We start from the raw sequence: 20416 nt of genomic DNA, 5'->3' as shown, positions 1-20416 counted from the left end.
ATTAAGGGACCGGCTTGAAGGTGCGGTAGTGATCGGTAGAGAGGAAAACCAGGCCATCGGAGGAGTAAACCAACCGGTCGGCTTCACGGTGACCGCAACGGTAGTTCACATCGGCCTCAAACCACTGACGATCGGAACGTTCAGGTAATTTTCTTTCGCGGTTGGAAAAACGATCGCCGCCGATAGCTTTACCCGGCAACACCTCGCACAAGTCCCCTTTCGCGGGATTCCAGCCAAGGCGACGGGCCTGCTTCTTGGTAATGTAATAATCGGGCAGTTGCTGATGCTGCAGGACCCACCGGGCGACCGTTCGCACATCCGTAAGGGCAGCAATGTCTGACGCAGACGTTTTGGCTGGTGCAGAGGTCAAATAAGGTTTTAACCCTACCCAACAGAGGACAAGGATCAGAACCAGCCCAACCCACAGTTTTTTTGACATGATGGCATCCCTTTAAACAGGATGCAGATGATAGCAGCTTTACCTGAGGATCAAAAAGCGCGGGCCAGATTACCTGGCCCCGGCGGTGTTTACTGCATTGACTGCATGGCAGCCTGAGAAGGCACGCTGTGACGACGCCATGCGCCCGGCGCCACACCATACTGTCGTTTGAAGCTGCGATTGAAAGACTGTTGAGAGTCAAAACCCAGCGATATCGCCACATTCAGGATAGGTTCATTGGTGCTGGTCAGGCGGTCAGCCGACTTTTTCAGCTTTTTAATGCGAATATATTCACCCAGTGGATAGCCCGTGTGCTCTTTGAACATCCGTTGCAGGTGCCATTTTGAGTAGCCCGCGCGCTCAGAAACGGTGTCGAGATCGAGACGTGCTTCGATGTTGTTGTCGATCCAGTCAATAAGGTCGTGAATAAAAGCGTTACTCATCATGTTTAGTCTCCCGTCGCGGCAGCGAACAGTATTAGTATCAGTTGCAGTTACACTAAAAGCGTGGATGACAATGCCACTTAATGCAAGTTTAATTAATACATTAAATGCCGCACTTTTTATGGGGCTTATTTTCAGTCACCGCCAGGCCGATTTCTTCGGCTTGTCATACCGCACATAAAGTGTATCAGTAATTCTTGCAGTTCTTTGACGCACAAGCCTACACTCCTCGCGATAAATTGCAACCATAGAAGTTGCAAATGTTGGCCTGCGGGCTTCATTTCACTGTTCATCGCGGAATCACAACAATGATTACTAACTGGGTTCGTCAGGGATCTACCCTACTGGGAATGGGACTGTTGGTCAGTCTGCTAAGCGGGTGCGACACCGGCCAGACAAAAAATGCACCGCCGCCGCCGCCCGAGGTCAGCGTTGCAGATGTACTGGTAAAGCCTGTCAGTCAATGGGACAGCTTCAACGGGCGCGTCGAAGCCGTAGAAAGCGTGCAGCTTCGGCCACGGGTTTCGGGTTATATCGATAGCGTGAATTATCACGAAGGTGATGAGGTTAAAAAAGGTCAGGTGCTGTTTACCATCGACGATCGCAGCTACCGCGCGGCGCTGGAACAGGCAAAAGCGACGCTGGCCCGGGCACGGAGTCAGGCCAGCCTGACCCGAAGCGAATCGGCGCGAACGGAGAAGTTAGTCGGGACTCAGGCCGTATCGCGCGAGATGTGGGAACAGCGGCGTTCGACAGCCAGTCAGGCGCAGGCCGATGTGCTGGCCGCTGAGTCCTCTGTAGCTATGGCCCAGCTCAATCTGGATTTTACCCGCGTGACCGCACCGATTGACGGTCGGGCCAGCCGGGCCATGATCACCAGCGGTAACCTGGTCACCGCCGGTGACAGCGCCAGCGTGCTCACCACGCTGGTCGCGCAGGACAAGATGTTCGTCTATTTCGACGTCGATGAAACGACGTTTCTGCACTATCAGGCGATGGCGCGTCAGGGACAACAACGGCATGCCCTGCCCGTTGAAATTGCCCTGGCAGGGGAACAGGGATATCCGCATCGTGGCAACGTCGACTTCCTGGATAACCAACTCAACGCCAGCACCGGCACAATCCGTATGCGCGCCCTGCTGGATAACCGCGATCGCACCTATACGCCCGGCCTGTTTGCCCGCGTACGTCTTCCCGGTAGCGCGCAGTTTAATGCCCTGTTGGTCGACGATAAAGCCGTGCTGACCGACCAGGATCGCAAATATGTCTATGTGGTCGATGCCCAGGGGAAAGCCCAACGTCGGGACGTTAAGCCCGGTGCGATGGCAGACGGATTACGCATCGTTGCCGCCGGTTTACAGGCGGGCGATCGGGTTATCGTTGCCGGACTGCAAAAAGTGTTTATGCCCGGTATGCCGGTAACGGCAAAAACTGTCGATATGGCTGCCACTGCCGCTCAATAATCTGAGGTTGTTATGGATTTTTCCCGCTTTTTTATTGATCGGCCGATCTTTGCCGCCGTGCTGTCCGTATTGATTTTTATTACCGGACTGATCGCTATCCCGTTGTTGCCCATCAGTGAATATCCCGATGTCGTGCCGCCCAGCGTACAGGTGCGTGCTGAATACCCTGGCGCTAACCCGAAAGCGATCGCTGATTCCGTAGCGACCCCGCTCGAAGAAGCGATAAACGGGGTTGAAAACATGATGTACATGAAGTCGGTGGCCGGTTCTGACGGTGTGTTGGTGACCACGGTGACCTTCCGTCCTGGCACCGATCCGGATCAGGCGCAGGTTCAGGTGCAAAACCGCGTGGCTCAGGCCGAGGCGCGACTGCCGGAAGACGTGCGTCGGCTCGGCATCACCACTCAAAAAATGTCGCCAACGCTGACGTTAGTGGTGCATCTGTTTTCCCCGAATAACACATACGATTCGCTCTACCTGCGCAATTACGCCACGCTGAAAGTGAAAGATGAGCTGGCCCGCCTGCCGGGGGTTGGGCAAATCCAGATTTTTGGTGCCGGTGAATACGCGATGCGCGTCTGGCTGGACCCGAATAAAGTGGCGGCGCGCGGTTTAACCGCGTCTGACGTTGTGAACGCGATGCAGGAGCAGAACGTGCAGGTGTCCGCCGGGCAACTTGGGGCAGAACCGTTAAAAAAACAGAGCGATTTTCTCCTGTCCATCAATATGCAGGGGCGGCTGGAAAACGAGCAGCAGTTTGGCGATATCATCCTAAAAACCTCGGAACACGGTTCGCTGGTGCGCCTGCGTGATGTCGCGCGTATTGAAATGGGCTCGGGCAGCTATGCTCTGCGTTCGCAGCTAAATAACAAAGACGCTGTCGGTATTGGTATCTTCCAGGCACCGGGAGCCAACGCCATCGATCTGTCCAATGCGGTGCGGGCCAAAATGGACGAACTGGCAACCCGTTTCCCTGATGATGTGAAGTGGGCCGCGCCTTACGATCCGACCGTTTTCGTTCGTGACTCCATCAAGGCCGTGGTGCAAACCCTGCTGGAAGCGGTGTTTCTTGTGGTGCTGGTGGTGATTCTGTTCCTGCAAACCTGGCGGGCCTCGATCATTCCCCTGCTGGCGGTTCCCGTGTCGGTGGTAGGCACATTCAGCGTGCTTTATTTGCTTGGATTCTCGCTTAATACGCTGAGCCTGTTCGGGCTGGTACTGGCCATCGGTATCGTGGTGGATGATGCCATCGTGGTGGTGGAGAACGTTGAACGCAATATCGAGATGGGACTGTCACCTAAGGCGGCTGCGCATCAGGCAATGCGTGAGGTCTCCGGTCCCATTATTGCTATTGCCCTGGTGCTGTGTGCCGTGTTTGTCCCCATGGCGTTTCTGTCGGGCGTGACCGGGCAGTTTTACAAGCAGTTCGCTACCACCATTGCGATTTCAACGGTCATTTCCGCCATTAACTCGCTCACCCTTTCGCCCGCGCTGGCCGCGCTGTTACTTAAGGATCATCAGGCCCCGAAAGATATGCCGACGCGCCTGATCGATCGGCTGTTTGGCTGGATTTTCCGTCCGTTTAACCGCGTCTTTCAGCGCAGCGCGCACGGCTATGAATCGATGGTGGAAAAAACGCTGCGTCGTCGCGGTGCCGTGTTTGGCGTCTACCTGGTATTACTGGTTGGTGCAGGCTGGATGTTTCATGCCGTACCGGGAGGATTTATTCCTACTCAGGATAAACTTTACCTGATTGGTGGCGTAAAAATGCCGGAAGGCTCGTCGTTAGCGCGCACCGATGAAGTGATTCGACAGATGAGCGAAATCGGCCTGCAAACGGAAGGCGTGGCTTACGCGGTGGCGTTCCCCGGCCTGAATGCGTTGCAGTTTACCAACACGCCGAACAGTGGCACGGTCTTTTTTGGCCTGAAACCCTTCAGCGAGCGCAAACAAACGGCGGCGCAGATTAATGCGGAGATCAATGCGAAAATTTCCCGCATTCAACAGGGCTTTGGCTTTTCGATTATGCCACCGCCTATTCTGGGATTAGGTCAGGGTTCGGGCTATTCCCTGTACGTGCAGGATCGGGCCGGACTAGGCTATGGCGCACTGCAAACCGCCATTAACACCCTCTCGGGTGCGGTGATGCAGACGCCAGGCATGCACTTCCCCATTTCCTCTTACCAGGCCAACGTGCCCCAGTTAGAGGTGCAGGTTGACCGTGATAAAGCGAAAGCTCAGGGCGTGGCGCTGACCGCGTTGTTCAGTACGCTACAAACCTATCTGGGTTCATCCTATGTTAACGATTTCAACCGTTTTGGCCGCACCTGGCGCGTCATGGCGCAGGCGGATGGGGAATTCCGTGACAGCGTTGAGGACATTGCGAACCTGCGTACCCGCAACGACCGCGGTGAAATGGTGCCCATTGGCAGCATGGTGCACATCACCACGGCCTATGGACCCGATCCGGTTATTCGTTATAACGGCTATCCGGCAGCAGACTTAATCGGTGATGCCGATCCGCGCGTGCTCTCTTCTGCTCAGGCGATGCGTCAACTTGAAACCCTGTCCGGCCAGTTACTGCCGAACGGTATGAATATTGAGTGGACCGATCTCAGCTATCAGCAGGCGACGCAGGGCAATACGGCGCTTATTGTTTTCCCTGTCGCTGTCCTGCTGGCGTTCCTGGTGCTGGCCGCGCTGTATGAGAGCTGGACGCTGCCGCTGGCGGTGATCCTGATTGTGCCGATGACGATGCTGTCTGCCCTGGTGGGCGTCTGGTTAACCGGCGGCGACAATAACGTATTTGTCCAGGTCGGACTGGTGGTGCTTATGGGGCTGGCCTGTAAAAACGCCATTTTGATTGTTGAATTCGCCCGTGAACTGGAGATTCAGGGTAAAGGCATTGTTGAGGCCGCGCTGGAAGCCTGTCGCCTGCGTCTCCGCCCTATCGTCATGACCTCTATTGCTTTCATTGCCGGTACGATTCCCCTGATTCTGGGTGAAGGTGCGGGCGCTGAAGTTCGGGGCGTCACGGGTGTAACGGTATTTTCCGGCATGTTAGGCGTCACCCTGTTTGGTCTGTTTCTGACCCCGGTGTTCTACGTGGCGCTGCGTAAGCTGGTGACGCGTAAAGCCGCGCATCACGCTTTACAGAATCCACAATAATCGGTTTGATCCGGGCGGTAATCTTATCGTCCGGATCGGATTTTGCTCGCTTATTTTCCTGAACCGCACCACCTGATGCCTGATGTGCAGCCGCACAGATTATGCCATGCCTGTCAGGGGCTGGTGCGTTTAAGCGAGCATGGTTTAACACCGACGAAAAGGCATTTGCCACAGAACGCCAGGTTGTGTAGCACGCGACGAAGTGAACAGATGCAACCAAGATGGCTAAGCTGGCAAACGTATCATCGCAGACTGCGAACAGGCCGTGGGTCGATAACGACATCATGGATGAAGGGAGTGAAGTACAGGCGGGCGTTAATATGCGTGTGGTTTTTCAGCTGGCGGTATGATTGCTCAGTTACTGATCCGTATGACGGATTTAGCGGCTGGCAGGTTCAGGATATAAAAAAAGCCGCATCAGCGGCTTTTTTTGCACAGGTTTTCTGGCTCTGCCACATCCGGCTCAGGCACGGCGGTGCAGTTGCTGGTATCGTGGGTTTTAAGCTCATTTAGCGCATCCGCAACGGTACGTTTGGCTAATACCGCCAGGGATGCCTGCTCGGCTTCTTCTGCGATGGATTTAAAATACCAGCACAGGTTGGCGCTGACCAGACAGCGCGGGGCAACGTCCGGGCGGGCGGCCCAGAGTTTTTTGTCATCGGTGACGGAGACATAAATATCACGCAGAGTGATATCCGCCGCCGGTCGGCCAAGATGGATGGAACCAGTACGACCCAGCGTGGACACGATAATTCCGTCACGCGTCAATGGCACCATCAACTTGCGTATAAAACTTGGGTTTGCTTCAAGCCCGTAAGCGAGAATCGCGCTGGTAGAGCGTTTTCCCATTTGCTCCGCCATCGCCACGCTCAGAACCATTTGCAAAGCTGTCGGGAAGCGATAATCAAGCATCTTTGTATCCTGAGTTGCGGTACGTTTTTATTGTTGTATTGCCGCATGAGTGAACAATGAATCAGCTGTAAATATAACAAACACGGTTACTTTTTAGAAGCAACAGGCCCGCGACAAGGCACATATTCACCAGCATAAGGCCCACGACAGCACAAGGTGCTTACCGCCCTGCCACTTCCCCGATTCGCTTACGGTGCAGCACTGACGCGCGCGGGAAGCCGTTTTTTCAGCGCCACCACCAGCAATACATTAAGCACGGCCAGCACGCACAGGAGCCACAACGTGACGTTTGCCCCATAGGTGGCAAACACATAGCCAAACACCAGCGGCGTCAGCGCCTGACCGATCAGCGCCGGACGCGCCATTCTGCCCGCCAGTACCGCATAGGCTTCCGGCTTAACCATCACCAGCGGCAAGGTGCCACGCACAATCGCACGCAGGCCGTTGCCCGCGCCGTACAATATCATGCTGAACAGCGCCGTTTGAGGAAACAGTGCCAACAGCAATAAACCCAGCGCGACCAGTCCCACTGAAAAAAATGTGGTCCAGATGGGATGCCCGCCTTTAAAAGCCATATCGATAATGCGCGACGCCACCTGACACGGCCCCAGAATGGCACTGATTGCTAGCGCAGAGGCCAGGCTGTAACCGCTTGCTTCCAGCAGCGTGATTAACTGAACGGATATCGCCGTCATGATCACCGATGCCAGGGTAAAAATGGCGCACAGCAGGCGGAACAGCACCACAGGAAAATCCGCTTCAGCGCCGTGCGGACTTTTATTACGCTTTACCGGTGCGGGCGGCTTGCCTGGCGGCAACGCAAACAGATAGGCAGGCAGGACACAGGCCAGCAACAACCCGGCGATGGCGAAACAGGCACCGCGCCAGTCAAACCAGTGAATAAGCAGCGCCGTGCCCGGCCAAACCAGGCTGGTGCAGAATCCAGAGATGAGCGTGATGCCGGTAATAGCACCGCGCGCGTGTCCGCCATAGCGAGTGCCCAGCGTGGCAAACAGTGCATCGTACAGCCCCATCGCCATGCCCACACCAATGATCACCCAGGCAAATAAAAATACAGGTAAATTATGGCTGAACCCCATCAGGGTTAACCCTGCTGCCATGACGAGCCCGTTTAATGCCAGCATCAAACGCCCGCCGGTCTGTGCAATGATGCGCCCACAGCGCGGTGCCAGCAGCCCGGAGACCAGAATACCCAACGACAGCGCGCCATAAACCCACTGTTGTGACCAGCCGGTTTCCGCTACGATGGGCGCAGCCATCACCGCCATCAGGTAGAAAGATCCCCCCCATGAGACGATCTGAACCAGCCCCATAAGGATAATGCTGAATGAACCAGGCTTTTTCATTACGTCCATGTCGGGCATCCGTTAGCAGGCAAAGGGTTTTTATAACATGTTAATGCATAGGGGAAAAATGTTGCTGATGGCTTTTTTGCTGTCAGCGCGGGCTGGCGGCACGGTTTTCATTGCCTGACTAAAAGTATGTTGTAACTATAAGCGCTATTGCAGAGAAGGAACCGTTCTGCCACAGTAAGCATGTTGTAACTATGGAGAAGACAACAGTGCGCTACGATTTAGTGACAGACATGCAGCAATGCGTAAAGGATCTTGAGCAGGCATTGGGGGAACTCCGTCAGCAGACAGAGTCGCTTCCGCTGTTGATTGCCCGGGTCTTTCGTTTACCGCCGGTCGAAAAAGGCCACGAACATGACCCCATCAGCCAGATTACCGTCGAGCAGCATCTTGGCATTGCGGCACGCGAGATGGCACTTAATCACTACTGTCGGTTGTTTATGCAACATCAGTCGGAAAAGCTCAGCACTAAAGCCGCCGTGCGCTTACCGGGTGCGCTTTGCATTGAATGCAACGAACAGGAAGAGCGTGAACTGACCGGCCGTATCGCGGGGATCAATCAAAGTAAAGCCCGTCTGGAACAGTTGATTACCGTGGAGTCCGGCCTGCCCTCTGAAGCCCGCTTTGAATTTGTTCATCAGCATTTACGTGGGCTGATCACCCTTAATGCCTACCGAACCCTTACCGCTATCACAGCACCAGAAAGTTTACGTTTTGGTTGGGCCAATAAGCAGGTCATTAAAAACGTGAAACGGGAAGAGATTGTCGCTCAACTGGAAAAAAGCCTGAAAGCCGGTCGCGCACAGGCACCCTGGACGCGTGAACAGTGGGCAGAAAAGGTGCAGCAAGAGCTGGCGGATGTGCGTGCCCTTCCCGCTTCGGCGCGTCTTAAAATCAAGCGTCCGGTCAAAGTGCAGCCTATCGCGCGGGTCTGGCGCGCAGAAGAGAAAAAGCAAACCCAGTTGGCCTGTCCGTCACCGATTTTGGTGCTGTGTCGCGACCGCAGCCAGGTGCCCCAGTTAGGTGAACTGTTGAATTATGATGCCGACAATATTACGCATCGCTATAAGCCTGCCGCTGAACCGCTGTATTTGCTGATTCCCCGACTGCATTTATGGGTGGATTGTCCGGTATGACATCAGGGCCGTGCTGGCCCTGATGAACCTGACTTACTGCTTCATACTGCCGACCATCTCTTCCGGACGAACCCAGGCATCAAACTCTTCCTCAGTGAGATAACCCAGCTTCAGCGCCGAGGCTTTAAGCGTTAAGCCTTGTTTGTGAGCCTGTTTGGCAATTTCCGCGGCTTTGTCATAGCCAATATGCGTATTTAAGGCGGTAACCAGCATAAGCGACTCGTTAAGTAACTGCTCAATTCGCTCACGTACAGGTTCAATACCGGTGGCGCAGTGGTGGTTGAAACTGTCCATGCCATCTGCCAGTAAACGCACCGACTGCAGGAAGTTATGGATAATCATCGGACGATAAACGTTCAGCTCAAAGTTGCCTGACGCACCGCCCATATTAATCGCCACATCATTCCCCATCACCTGGCAGCACAGCATCGTCAGGGCTTCGCACTGGGTTGGATTCACCTTACCTGGCATAATCGAGCTGCCCGGTTCGTTTTCCGGGATAGCGATTTCACCGATACCACAGCGTGGGCCTGATGACAGCCAGCGCACATCATTGGCAATCTTCATCAGCGACGCCGCCAGCCCTTTAAGCGCCCCGTGCGCATGTACCAGCGCATCACAGGTTGCCAGCGCCTCAAATTTATTCGGCGCGGTCACAAAAGGTTGTTGGGTTAAATCGGCTAAAGCTTTAGCCACGCGAACCGCATATTCAGGATGGGTATTCAGGCCGGTTCCCACCGCCGTGCCGCCCAGTGCCAGCTCGGCAAGGTGCGGAATGCTCTGCTCAATATGCTTAAGATTATGTTCAAGCATGGCGACCCAGCCAGAGATTTCCTGGCCCAGCGTTAACGGCGTGGCATCCTGTAAATGTGTACGACCAATTTTAACGATGTCTTTGAACGCTTCTGACTTGGCGCTCAGCGTTTGTTTAAGCACGTTCAGCTGTGGAACCAGATGTTCGCGAACCGCAATCACTGCCGCCACGTGCATGGCGGTGGGAAACACATCATTCGAACTCTGGCTCTTGTTAACATCGTCGTTAGGATGCACCAGACGCGCCATTCCGCGCTCACCGCCGAGCAGCTCACTGGCGCGGTTAGCCAACACTTCATTCATGTTCATGTTGGTCTGGGTGCCGGAACCGGTCTGCCAAATCGCCAGGGGGAACTCGTCACTGTGCTTGTCCGCTAACACCTCATCGGCGGCGTTAACGATCGCCTCAGCCCGCTCCGCTGGCAATAAACCCAGATCCCGGTTAACGCTGGCGGCGGCACGCTTGGTCATGGCCAGCGCGTGAACCAACGCGACAGGCATTTTTTCTGTCGAAATACGGAAATGCTCCAGTGAGCGCTGTGTCTGTGCGCCCCAAAGTTTCTCAGCCGGTACATCAATTGGCCCCATTGAATCTTTTTCAACGCGATTGGCTGCCATGATTCTCTCCTTAGCACAGTTTTAGATAAGACGTCGCGTCACCCATTGCCGGTTAAAGCCTGTGTGACGCGGTTAAACCTATACAATTTATTAACATCCTCCGAGCTTAGCATCCTTCTTGCGCTGGATATGTATTTTCCATGTCAGTTTCTGGTTTAATAAGCGCAATATTTCCCGCCAGTAAGGCAATTAATTTCATGAAAAAAATGGCTAACTCTCTGCAAAATTATGCATGGGGCAGTAAAACAGCATTAACGTCGCTTTATGGCATGGCGAATCCTAAGCAGTTGCCGATGGCTGAACTGTGGATGGGGGCGCACCCAAAAAGCCCATCGACTGTAGAAGAACATGGCAAGCCCCGTTCGTTACGTGATGTGATTGCGGCCAATCCGCAGCAGATGCTGGGCGATGCCGTGGCGAAGCGCTTTGGCGAATTGCCTTTTCTGTTTAAGGTGCTGTGTGCCGATCAGCCGCTGTCAATTCAGGTGCATCCCTGCAAACGCGCCGCCGAAGAGGGCTTTGCGCGGGAAAATGCCGCTTCCATCCCACTTAACTCCGCGGAACGTAATTACAAAGACGCTAACCACAAACCCGAACTGGTTTATGCGCTGACGCCGTTTAAAGCCATCAACGGCTTTCGCGAACTGAAAGAGATGGTTTCACTGCTGGAGCCGGTTGCCGGAGCGCATCCGCAGATTGCGCAGTTCCTGCGCCAACCTAACCTGGAGAGCCTGGCCGCGCTGTTTTCCACCCTGCTCTCACTTGAGAACGATGCAAAATCGCACGCGTTAGCTGTCCTGATGACCACAGCCCAGCAACACCAGGGTGAGCCATGGCAGACCATTACCGACATCGCCGTGCAGTATCCGGATGACAGCGGTCTGTTTTCTCCGCTGCTGCTCAACGTGATCACCCTGCAACCCGGCGAAGCCATGTTCCTGTTTGCTGAAACCCCGCATGCCTATCTTCATGGTGTCGCGCTGGAAGTCATGGCCAATTCCGATAACGTGTTGCGCGCTGGCCTGACGCCAAAATATATTGATATTCCAGAACTGATGGCCAATCTGAAATTTGAAGAAAAACCGGCCAGTCAGTTACTGACCCAACCCGAACAGCACGAAAACAGTCTCAACTTTCCTATTCCGGTGGATGATTTTTCATTTTCCATTCATACGGTTACGGATAAGCCGCTTTCTGTCTGTCAGGACAGTGCAGCCCTGCTGTTTTGCATTGAAGGTGAGGCAACGCTCGTCTGCGGCCAGCAGCAACTGGTGCTAAAACCCGGCGAATCCTGTTTTGTCGCGGCGAACGATCCGTCCCTGACGATCGTGGGTCACGGCCGTGTAGCACGTGTATTTAATGCGTTAAACTGAGACGGCTGACGTCACTGCGCTTAACTGCTATTATTTCAAACTATTAGCTAAAATGCCTGCGGGCGCTTCTTCTTCCGCTGTCTGGCGCAGTCTGCAAGGCGGATGAAATCAAGGATAAGGACGATTCAGCAATGAAAAAGACTCAAGTTGCCGTTGGTGTGGTAGTTGCTCTGGGCGTAGTCTGGACAGGTGCGGCATGGTTTACCGGCAAAAAGCTGGAAAGCAATATGGATCAGATGATTCAAAATGCCAACGCTCAGTTAACTACTCTGGCGCCCAACAGTCGTCTGAAGGTCAGCTATCAGGATTATCAACGCGGCATTTTCAGCAGTAAAATGAATGTGGTCATTCAGGCGAGCTCTCAAACGGAAGATAACCCGCTGTTAAAACCAGGTCAGAGCATCATTCTTAATGAGCAGATCGATCACGGTCCTTTCCCGTTCGCCCAACTGAAAAAATTCAACCTGATCCCGAGCATGGCATCGGTTCATACCACCCTGACAAACACCGACGCGGTCAAAAAACTGTTTGAGCTGACGAACAACCAGTCGTTCATTAATGCTGAAACGCGCGTGGGTTACAGTGGAAGCACCGATACCGCGGTAAATATTCTGCCAATCGATTATCAAAATGCGCAAACGGCGCAGCGCGCGGCCACCAGTGGCGGCACGGTGAACATCAGTGCAGATAACAAAGGCGATAAAGTCTCGCTGGACAGTGACATCGCAAGCGTTGCTATCACCAGCAAGAATCAGGTCGACCAGCCAGTCATGTTTACGCTGAACGGCCTGAAAGTTAACGCCGATACCCATCTCACCAACGAAGGCGTGCGCATTGGCGATCAATCCATCAGCGTGGATAAAGTCGCCGCCGCCGTGAATGGTCAGGACGCTGTGATTCTTAACAAGATGGTCGGTGATTCTGCCTTTGATAACAAAGCGGGCAAAATCAGTGGCGATATCAATTACAAAATTGATGGCGTTGAAGTACAAAAACAAAATCTGGGCCAGTTTGCCTTAAAAATGAAGCTGTCACAGTTTGATGCGCAGAGCGTAAAAACCTTCTCGGATAACTATAACGCCCAGCTGACCACGCTGATGAATCAGCCCGGCGTGGCAGACGATCCAGTACGTTTCCAGACTGGCGTTCGTGCCATTCTGCTGAATAATCTGCCTGTGCTGTTAAAAGGCGCGCCAACGATCAGCGTTGCACCTCTGAGCTGGAAGAATGATAAAGGTGAAAGCACCTTTAATCTGAACGCGAACTTTAACGATCCATCGACAGTGACTGGCGAGCCGCAGACGCTGGCCGCCACGGTAGACCGCGTGTTGAAAACGCTGGATTTAAAACTGTCTATCAATATGCCAATGGCAACAGAAACCATGCGTCACATTGGACTGGCAGAAGGTTATCAGGCTGACGACGCGCAGAAGCTGGCCGATCAGCAGGTTAAAGGCCTGGCGGCGATGGGGCAGATGTTCCGTCTGACACAAACCCAGGACAACAACATCGTTACCAGCCTGCAGTATGCTAACGGCCAGGTGAATATGAATGGCGATAAAATGACGCTGGAACAGTTTATGTCGCGTTATATGCTGGGCGTGCCAACCAACGAAGGCATGCCAGAATAAGCGTTATCTTCCTGAATCAGGCGGCTTTGGCCGCCTTTTTTTATGCCTGAACGTCCCATGCTGCCCCATAACTGGCAAAACGCATGTTCGTAGATCACCTTCCCTTGCGCAATTAAGCAGCACCTGACTCACTTGTTGCGCAAATCGCTGGCGTTGTTGCGCAAGATATTTTTATAATGTTCTGCACTTTACAGATACCCGGACGAGTGCACTCCATGATTGATTCAACGCTTCCCCTTACTGATATTCATCGCCACCTTGATGGCAACATCCGTGCACAAACCATTCTTGATTTAGGCCGTCAGTTTAACCTGACCTTGCCCGCCACTACGCTTGAAGCCCTGCGTCCGCATGTGCAGGTTACGGAAACACAGCCGGATCTGGTGAGCTTTCTGCAAAAGCTGGATTGGGGCGTGAAAGTGTTGGGCGATCTTGACGCCTGCCAGCGCGTGGCCCGCGAAAACGTGGAGGATGCCGCCAGAGCAGGTATCCATTACACCGAGCTGCGTTTTTCGCCAGGCTATATGGCGATGACGCATAATCTGCCGATTGCAGGTGTGGTTGAAGCCGTCATTGACGGCATAAAAGCCGGATGCCAGCAGCATGATATCGACGTGCGTTTAACGGGCATCATGAGCCGCACGTTTGGTGAGCAGGCCTGCCTGGACGAACTGAACGGTTTACTGGCCTTTCGCGATCACATTACCGCCGTCGATTTAGCCGGTGATGAACTGGGCGCGCCGGGTAATCAGTTCCTGCGTCACTTTGCCCGCGCGCGGGATGCCGGTTTCCGCATTACCGTGCATGCCGGTGAAGCGGCAGGTCCGGAAAGCATCTGGCAGGCCATTCGCGAGTTAGGCGCTGAACGTATCGGTCATGGCGTAAAAGCGATTGAAGACCGCGCGCTGATGGATTTTCTGGCGGAAAACGCCATCGGTATCGAATCCTGCCTGACCTCAAATATCCAAACCAGTACCGTTGCCTCACTGGCACAACATCCGCTTAAAGTGTTCCTGGAGCATGGCGTTCTCGCCACGATTAACACCGACGATCCTGCAGTACAGGGCATTGAGCTGGAACATGAATATCGACATGCTGCACCTGCTGCGGGACTGAGTCAGGCGCAGATGCGCCAGGCTCAGGAAAACGGTCTTACGATTGCCTTCCTGAGTGAAGCTGAAAAAGCGGCTATTCGGGCGAAGCTGCAATAAAAAATGCAGAAATAAAAAGTGCAGTAAACAGAAAGGCCGCTGAATCAGCGGCCTTTTTAAAGGTTTTCACTCTCTGACTATTTCAGAGACAGGGTCTGGCGTTTCTCGGCTGACTGCAGCCCCCGTTCGATCAGCTCCATCACCTGAATCGCCTCTTCAGCCGTCACCGGATTGGGCCCACGTCCGTTGATGGCATCACGAACGCCGGCATAATAAGCCGGATAGTTGCCCGGCTGGGTCAGACAGCTTTTCTCGGTCATGGTGTCACCGTCAACCTGCGTCAGTGTGCCATCGCGCATGTCGTAGCCCCACGCTTCGCTGGGCGGAAAATCGCCGGCCTTCAGACGATCTTCCTGCGGGTCAAGGCCATATTTAACGTAGCTGCCCCGCGTACCGTGAACGGTATAACGCGGGGACTCTGCCGCCACTAACATGCTGGCGTGGAGCACCACACGGCGCTGCGGATAGGTTAACGTGGCGTGGAAATAGTCGGTGGTCTGTGCACCGGGGCGCAGTTCAGCCAGATCCAGATTGATAGCCACCGGTGGACCAAACAGCTGTAGCGCCTGATCCAACAGATGCGGCCCCAAATCGTACCAGATACCGCTGCCTGGCCCTTTCATTTCACGCCAGCGCTGACGTACCTCAAGGCGGAAGCGGTCAAAGTGCGACTCAAAATAGCGCACTTCGCCCAGCTCGCCGTCCGCTAACAGGGCTTTCAACGTCAGGAAATCACTGTCCCAGCGGCGGTTATGAAACACGGACAGCAACAGCCCTTTGGCTTTCGCCAACGCATCCAGCTCATGTGCTTGTGACAACGTCACGGTAAAGGGTTTATCCACGACCACATGTTTACCCGCATTCAGCGCCGCTTTGGCCAGAGGGAAGTGAGTATCATTGGGTGTGGGGATAACAATCAGTTGTAGGCTGGGATCGTCCAACAGCGCCTGAGGATCGGCCACCACCTTCACGGATGGCCAGTCGGCATTGACTTTGTTGGCATCGCTGCTGGAGATGGCTGCCAGTTCAACATCCGGCGTGCCCGCAATCAGCGGAGCATGAAATGTTTTACTGGCAAAGCCATATCCAATGAGTCCAACTCGCAGTTTCTCGCTCATTCCTTTTCCTCTTTATTCGCTAACCAGACTGATTTAAGACTAATAGTCTCGTCAGGACAAGGAGGATTCCCCTTAAAATCAGGAGACTGTGCTGCGGGCTGCGGTCCAGGCGCTCTGACTGGCTAAATTATCGTGCACATCCTGATTACGTCGGCGGAAATCACTTGGGCTAACGCCGACGCGTTTACGGAAGACTCGCGAAAAATAAAGCTGATCGTCGTAGCCCACTTCGCGACCAATGCTGGCGATGGGTTCCTGGGTGGTTTGCAGCAACAGTTTTGCTCTTATCACCCGCTGATCTTCGCGCCAGCGAAGCAGGTTGACGCCCATCTGCTCGCGGAACAGGTGCGCCAGCCGTGAAGGCGATAAGCACACGTGACGAGCCACTTCTTCAATTTTCACCTCGCTGGCGAGATGATTATTGACGTACTGGCAGGCTTCAATGATGCGCGGATCGCGAATTTGCTGATGATTACGCGGATCTTCTTCCACCGCGCGCAGCAACAGACGTTCCAGCAGATTCATCGCCAGCTCTTCGGCAAAGCGGCGCGAGGAGTTATGGGTTTGTTCAATGGTGGCAAACAGGCGATCAAACTCGCCACGCAGCGATTCGGGTAACCGCAGGCGTCCAACGCCTTCCTGTTCATCCTGCCAGCGCAGCCAGTCATGCCAGTAAGCGCGCGGACGGAAATAGACCCAACGATGAAACCACTGCGGGCTGTCGGGTGCACGACCGTAATAATGGGCGGTTTTAGGCTGGAACAACAGCATTTCGCCAGGTTCACAATCAAAGGCTTTTTCGCCGTCAAATACCCGGCCTTTGCCTTTAATGGTCAGGTTAAGAATATAGCCCTTCATGCCGTGTGGGCGATCAATAAAGAAATCCAGCGGACCATCCGCGGTAATAGGCGTTAAACCCGCCACCAGCCAGGCATTAAACGAATATCCAGGCAGCAAAGGGTTTTGCTGCTCTGCCGGTAATTCACGGTGATACATAACGTCCTCACTTCGTCGTTGATTGATCACGCGCGGACGCCTTTCGCGTCCGCGGGAAGGTTTCACGCCAAATCAGACTTTATTCTTTTGTTTGTAGCGATCGAATATCACCGCTGCCAACAGTATCAAACCACGTACAACATACTGTGAGAATGGCGAGATATTTAATAAATTCATCGCATTCTCGACGGTGCCAAGAATAAGCACCCCGGCCACGACGTATGAAATCTTGCCGATGCCGCCCTTAAGGGACACGCCGCCCAGCACGCAGGCGGAAATCACCACCAGTTCATAACCGATGGAGGTCATGGGCTGGCCGCTGGTCATACGTGAGGCAAGAATGATGCCCGCAGCAGCCGAGACCAAACCTGACAGGATAAAAATAATGATGCGGGTTCGCACCACCGGTACGCCAGCCAGACGAGCGGCTTCTTCATTACCACCGATGGCCAACGTATTACGACCAAAGGTGGTTTTGTTCAGCAGGAAGGCGAAAATCACCATGGTGGCCAGGGTGATCCAGATTGGCGCAGGCACGCCCAGCCAGTTAGCGAAGCCCAGAACAAAGAAACGCTCGTCTTCGATGCCTACTGCTTTACCATCCGAGAAGATATAAGCCAGGCCGCGCACAATCTGCATGGTCGCCAATGTGGTAATCAGGGCGTTGATCTTCAGCCGTGCAATCACAAAACCATTGATAAAGCCGGTTGCCATGCCCAGTACCAGCCCGGCACCGACGCCGATCCACAGGCTTTCGGTCATGTTGATGACCACGGCGGTCACCACGCCTGCACAGGCGATAACCGAGGCGACCGACAGGTCAAAATCACCCGAGGCCAGGCAGAACAGCATACCGCAGGCGACCATGCCGGACATCGACATGGCCAACCCCAAGCCTTTCATATTGATAAAAGAGCCGAAGTTAGGCACAAAAACAGCACAGGCAATAAACAGCAGTGCAAAGACCACCAACATGCCGAAATTGTCCCAGATGCGACCAAGATGCAGACCACGGCGTGGTGCTGCTGGCGGCGTATTAGATGTCGTGGATGAAGTCACGGTACTCTCCTGTCAGGCCACGGCGGCCGCTTGTGTCGTTTTAGGCATAGCCAGGCTCAGCGTCTGCTGCTCCGTAGCCTCGTCATGCAGTATTTCTCCGGCGATAGCGCCTTCACGCATCACAACAATGCGGTCGGCAAGGCCCATCACTTCCGGAAGATCGCTGGAGGCAAACAGCACCGCAATGCCTTTGTTTGCCAGTTCATAAATCAGGTTATAAATCTCGTGCTTGGCCCCAACATCGATGCCGCGCGTTGGCTCATCAAGCAGGATCACTTTCATCTCCTCTGACAGCCAGCGCCCCAGAATGGCTTTTTGCTGGTTGCCTCCAGAGAGGTTCATGATCAGCTGATCGGCACTTGGGGTTTTAATATTGAGCGAGCGGATATGGCGGTCAGCATTGGTAGCTTCCCAGCCGTTTTTGATCAGGCACCCGGCGGTCAGGTTGTGGCGGCGTGCGCTGATATTGATATTGTCGCGGACCGAATGCACCGGAATAATGCCCTCGGCTTTGCGGTCTTCCGGGCACAACATCACTCCCGCACGAATCGCATCGATCGGTGCGCCGATCTTAAGCGGCTCACCATCCAGCAATACGCGCCCACCGCGCAGTCGCGTCGCCCCGAACAGCCCTTTTAGCAGTTCGCTGCGCCCTGCGCCGACCAGGCCAAACAAGCCGACAATTTCGCCCGCATGGACATTAAGCGAAATCGGCGTTCTGACGCCCTTCGCTTCAACATTTTGCAGCTCCAGCCGCACGGCCCCTTTTTCACGCGGGGAGTAACCATAAATATCGCCCAGGTTACGTCCCACCATCGCCTGAACCAGATCGTCGTGATGCGTGTTTGCCATGTCCGTAAAGGTACGAACATAACGACCATCTTTAAACACGGTGATGGCGTCGCTGAGGGCAAAAATCTCTTCCATACGATGCGAAACATAAAGCACAACGCGCCCTTCCGCCCGCAGTTGACGGATGACGCGAAACAGATTGTCGATTTCCCGCGCGGACAGTGAACTGGTGGGCTCATCAAAGGCGATGATGCGCGCATTACGTGCCAGCGCTTTGGCAATTTCCACCATCTGCCACTGCCCCAGAGACAGATACTTCAGCGGCATGTCTGGATCGACATCCATGCCTAAATTTTTGAGTTGCAGGCCCGCTTCATAACGCAGCAGTTTTCGGTTTACCAACCCGCGCTTATGTGGCAACTGACCCAGATAGATGTTCTCTGCCACGCTCATTTAGGGGACTAAATGCAGTTCCTGGTAGATAATTGCAACACCCGCGTCCAGCGCGTCGGTGGTGTGCTGAAAATTGACCGGCTTTCCTTTGATGCGAATTTCGCCGCCGCTTGGCAGATAGCTGCCGCTGAGGATTTTAAGCAGTGTCGATTTACCGGCACCGTTCTCCCCCATCAGCGCATGCACCTGACCACCGTGGCACTCAAAAGAGATATCCTGTAACGCTTTCACGCCGGGAAAGGTTTTACTGATGCCATGAAACGACAGAAAGGCTGAATCAGTGTTCATGGTTTCTCCAATAAATAACGTTGATGAGTCGGGCCACCGGCAGTTTAGGGTTTGTCCTGTTACCCATTGCAGTCACGTGGGAAACCCCTGCGTTCTCTGTGGCCCGATTACTTTACCTGTGCTGCCTGAGCAGCCTGTTGTTACATCAACCCTTTCTTCGCCAGCTCGGCTTTGAAGTTATCGCGGGTGATTAACACCACGTCGGTGACTTCGGTAAATTTCGGTGGTTCCTGACCTTTGCTCACCCAGTTGTAGAGCATCTGGCTGCTTTTATAACCGTGGATATCCGGGCTTGGCAGCAGAGAACCGTAGAAGCCGGTAGCGTTAGCTTTTGACAGTTCACTCACCGCATCCACACCGTTAATGCCGATACCGATGACGTCAGCGGCCTTAAAGCCCTGACCTTCTGTTGCGCGCACGCCGCCCAGCACGGTGTTATCGTTCATGCCGACAATCAGCCAGTGTTTCACTTCAGGATGCTGTACCAGCAGGGAGTTACCAGCATCGAATGCGCCGGGGATGTCATTAGACTTGGTTGGCACCTGATAGATCTGTTTTGCCGGGAATCCCGCGGCTTTCAACGCATCCATCGAACCCCCGGTGCGGCGACGGGCGGTATCCAGCTCGTTGGCGGTAATCGCCATCACAGCCGTATCTTTCGCGTCCCAGCCGCGTTTTTGCATTTCTTTATACAGTTCCTGACCCTGACGCTCACCGATCTTGGTCGCCGCCATCATGACTAATGGTACGGTATCCATTGGCTTGCCTTTGGCGTTAACAAACTGGTCATCCACTGCAATCACTTTCAGACCATAGCCGCGCGCCTTGGCCATAATGGCCGAGCCCAGTTTGGGGTCCGGTGTACAGATAACAAAACCTTTCGCGCCACTTGCCGCAAGGCTGTCGATGGCATTCAGGGTTTTTTCACCATCCGGAACGGCGATTTTAATCACGTCAAAGCCCAGATCTTTACCGGCCTTATCAGCGAACTTCCATTCTGTCTGGAACCACGGCTCCTCCGGTTGCTTGACCAGGAAACCCAGCTTCATGGTTTCGGCGATAGCTGATTGTGACATAACCGCTGCCAGCCCAATGGCTGCCAACGCTTTAGTGAATTTATGCATGATGCT

16 protein-coding genes and 1 pseudogene are annotated in these 20416 nt (G+C 54.1%); 7 read left to right on the top strand and 10 right to left on the bottom strand.

Translation table 11 applies throughout. The annotated features are described in order from the left end of the window. Position 1: 1 nt before the first annotated feature. Entirely contained in the window at positions 2–439 is a 438-nt protein-coding gene (locus A6A26_RS15330) for a ribonuclease domain-containing protein (protein ID WP_063879525.1), read from the bottom strand. A gap of 89 nt (positions 440–528) precedes the next feature. Beyond that, a complete protein-coding gene (locus tag A6A26_RS15325; RefSeq protein WP_063879524.1) occupies positions 529–885 on the bottom strand; it encodes a helix-turn-helix domain-containing protein in 357 nt (118 codons plus the stop codon). Between the two features lie 305 nt (positions 886–1190). Here A6A26_RS15325 and A6A26_RS15320 point away from each other — a divergent pair, with 305 nt between their 5' ends. From A6A26_RS15320 to A6A26_RS26170, 3 genes are all read left to right on the top strand, one after another. After that, the gene (locus A6A26_RS15320; RefSeq protein ID WP_063879523.1) at positions 1191–2345 is read left to right on the top strand and encodes an efflux RND transporter periplasmic adaptor subunit; all 1155 of its coding nucleotides are present in this window, start codon (positions 1191–1193) and stop codon (positions 2343–2345) included. A gap of 12 nt (positions 2346–2357) precedes the next feature. Then, entirely contained in the window at positions 2358–5513 is a 3156-nt protein-coding gene (gene oqxB, locus A6A26_RS15315; protein ID WP_063879522.1) for a multidrug efflux RND transporter permease subunit OqxB, read from the top strand. A gap of 221 nt (positions 5514–5734) precedes the next feature. Next, entirely contained in the window at positions 5735–5863 is a 129-nt protein-coding gene (locus A6A26_RS26170; RefSeq protein ID WP_256392263.1) for a hypothetical protein, read from the top strand. Between the two features lie 67 nt (positions 5864–5930). On the opposite strand, the gene A6A26_RS15310 is transcribed toward A6A26_RS26170, so the two are convergent. Together A6A26_RS15310 and A6A26_RS15305 are read right to left on the bottom strand one after the other, a co-directional pair. After that, a complete protein-coding gene (locus A6A26_RS15310; RefSeq protein WP_063879521.1) occupies positions 5931–6425 on the bottom strand; it encodes an RrF2 family transcriptional regulator in 495 nt (164 codons plus the stop codon). Positions 6426–6613: 188 nt separating this feature from the next. Then, on the bottom strand, positions 6614–7801 hold the full coding sequence (locus A6A26_RS15305; protein ID WP_063879520.1) for an MFS transporter: 1188 nt from the start codon (positions 7799–7801) through the stop codon (positions 6614–6616). A 191-nt stretch (positions 7802–7992) separates the two neighbouring features. On the opposite strand from A6A26_RS15305, the gene tus reads away from it, so the two are divergent. After that, positions 7993–8934, top strand: a complete 942-nt coding sequence (tus, locus tag A6A26_RS15300; RefSeq protein WP_063879519.1) for a DNA replication terminus site-binding protein — start codon at positions 7993–7995, stop codon at positions 8932–8934. A gap of 33 nt (positions 8935–8967) precedes the next feature. Here the strand turns inward: tus and fumC are convergent, their stop codons facing one another. After that, complete coding sequence (fumC, locus tag A6A26_RS15295; RefSeq protein WP_063879518.1) at positions 8968–10365, bottom strand: class II fumarate hydratase; 1398 nt, start codon at positions 10363–10365, stop codon at positions 8968–8970. A 197-nt stretch (positions 10366–10562) separates the two neighbouring features. On the opposite strand from fumC, the gene manA reads away from it, so the two are divergent. The 3 genes from manA (at position 10563) to add (ending at position 14580) form a co-directional block, all read left to right on the top strand. After that, the gene (gene manA / locus A6A26_RS15290) at positions 10563–11738 is read left to right on the top strand and encodes a mannose-6-phosphate isomerase (RefSeq protein WP_063879517.1); all 1176 of its coding nucleotides are present in this window, start codon (positions 10563–10565) and stop codon (positions 11736–11738) included. 131 nt (positions 11739–11869) lie between these two features. Further along, a complete protein-coding gene (locus A6A26_RS15285; RefSeq protein ID WP_063879516.1) occupies positions 11870–13369 on the top strand; it encodes a YdgA family protein in 1500 nt (499 codons plus the stop codon). 215 nt (positions 13370–13584) lie between these two features. Further along, a complete protein-coding gene (gene add, locus A6A26_RS15280; RefSeq protein WP_063879515.1) occupies positions 13585–14580 on the top strand; it encodes an adenosine deaminase in 996 nt (331 codons plus the stop codon). A gap of 77 nt (positions 14581–14657) precedes the next feature. On the opposite strand, the gene A6A26_RS15275 is transcribed toward add, so the two are convergent. The 5 genes and pseudogenes from A6A26_RS15275 to A6A26_RS15255 all read right to left on the bottom strand — a co-directional run bounded on the left by A6A26_RS15275 (position 14658) and on the right by A6A26_RS15255 (position 20410). Continuing rightward, entirely contained in the window at positions 14658–15698 is a 1041-nt protein-coding gene (locus A6A26_RS15275) for an oxidoreductase (RefSeq protein WP_063879514.1), read from the bottom strand. A 78-nt stretch (positions 15699–15776) separates the two neighbouring features. After that, positions 15777–16694 (bottom strand): arabinose operon transcriptional regulator AraC, encoded by a 918-nt coding sequence (gene araC, locus A6A26_RS15270; protein ID WP_063879513.1) that lies wholly within the window; start codon positions 16692–16694, stop codon positions 15777–15779. Positions 16695–16766: 72 nt separating this feature from the next. Continuing rightward, on the bottom strand, positions 16767–17753 hold the full coding sequence (gene araH / locus A6A26_RS15265) for an L-arabinose ABC transporter permease AraH (protein WP_063879512.1): 987 nt from the start codon (positions 17751–17753) through the stop codon (positions 16767–16769). Positions 17754–17765: 12 nt separating this feature from the next. Then, a pseudogene (gene araG, locus A6A26_RS15260) lies at positions 17766–19286 on the bottom strand (L-arabinose ABC transporter ATP-binding protein AraG). A gap of 140 nt (positions 19287–19426) precedes the next feature. Continuing rightward, positions 19427–20410, bottom strand: a complete 984-nt coding sequence (locus A6A26_RS15255) for an arabinose ABC transporter substrate-binding protein (protein ID WP_063879511.1) — start codon at positions 20408–20410, stop codon at positions 19427–19429. Between the last annotated feature and the right edge of the window lie 6 nt (positions 20411–20416).

Origin of the sequence: Pantoea sp. OXWO6B1 (assembly GCF_001641135.1) — a bacterium.
Classification (GTDB): domain Bacteria; phylum Pseudomonadota; class Gammaproteobacteria; order Enterobacterales; family Enterobacteriaceae; genus Pantoea; species Pantoea allii.
This window is presented reverse-complemented; position numbering and strand designations above follow the sequence as displayed.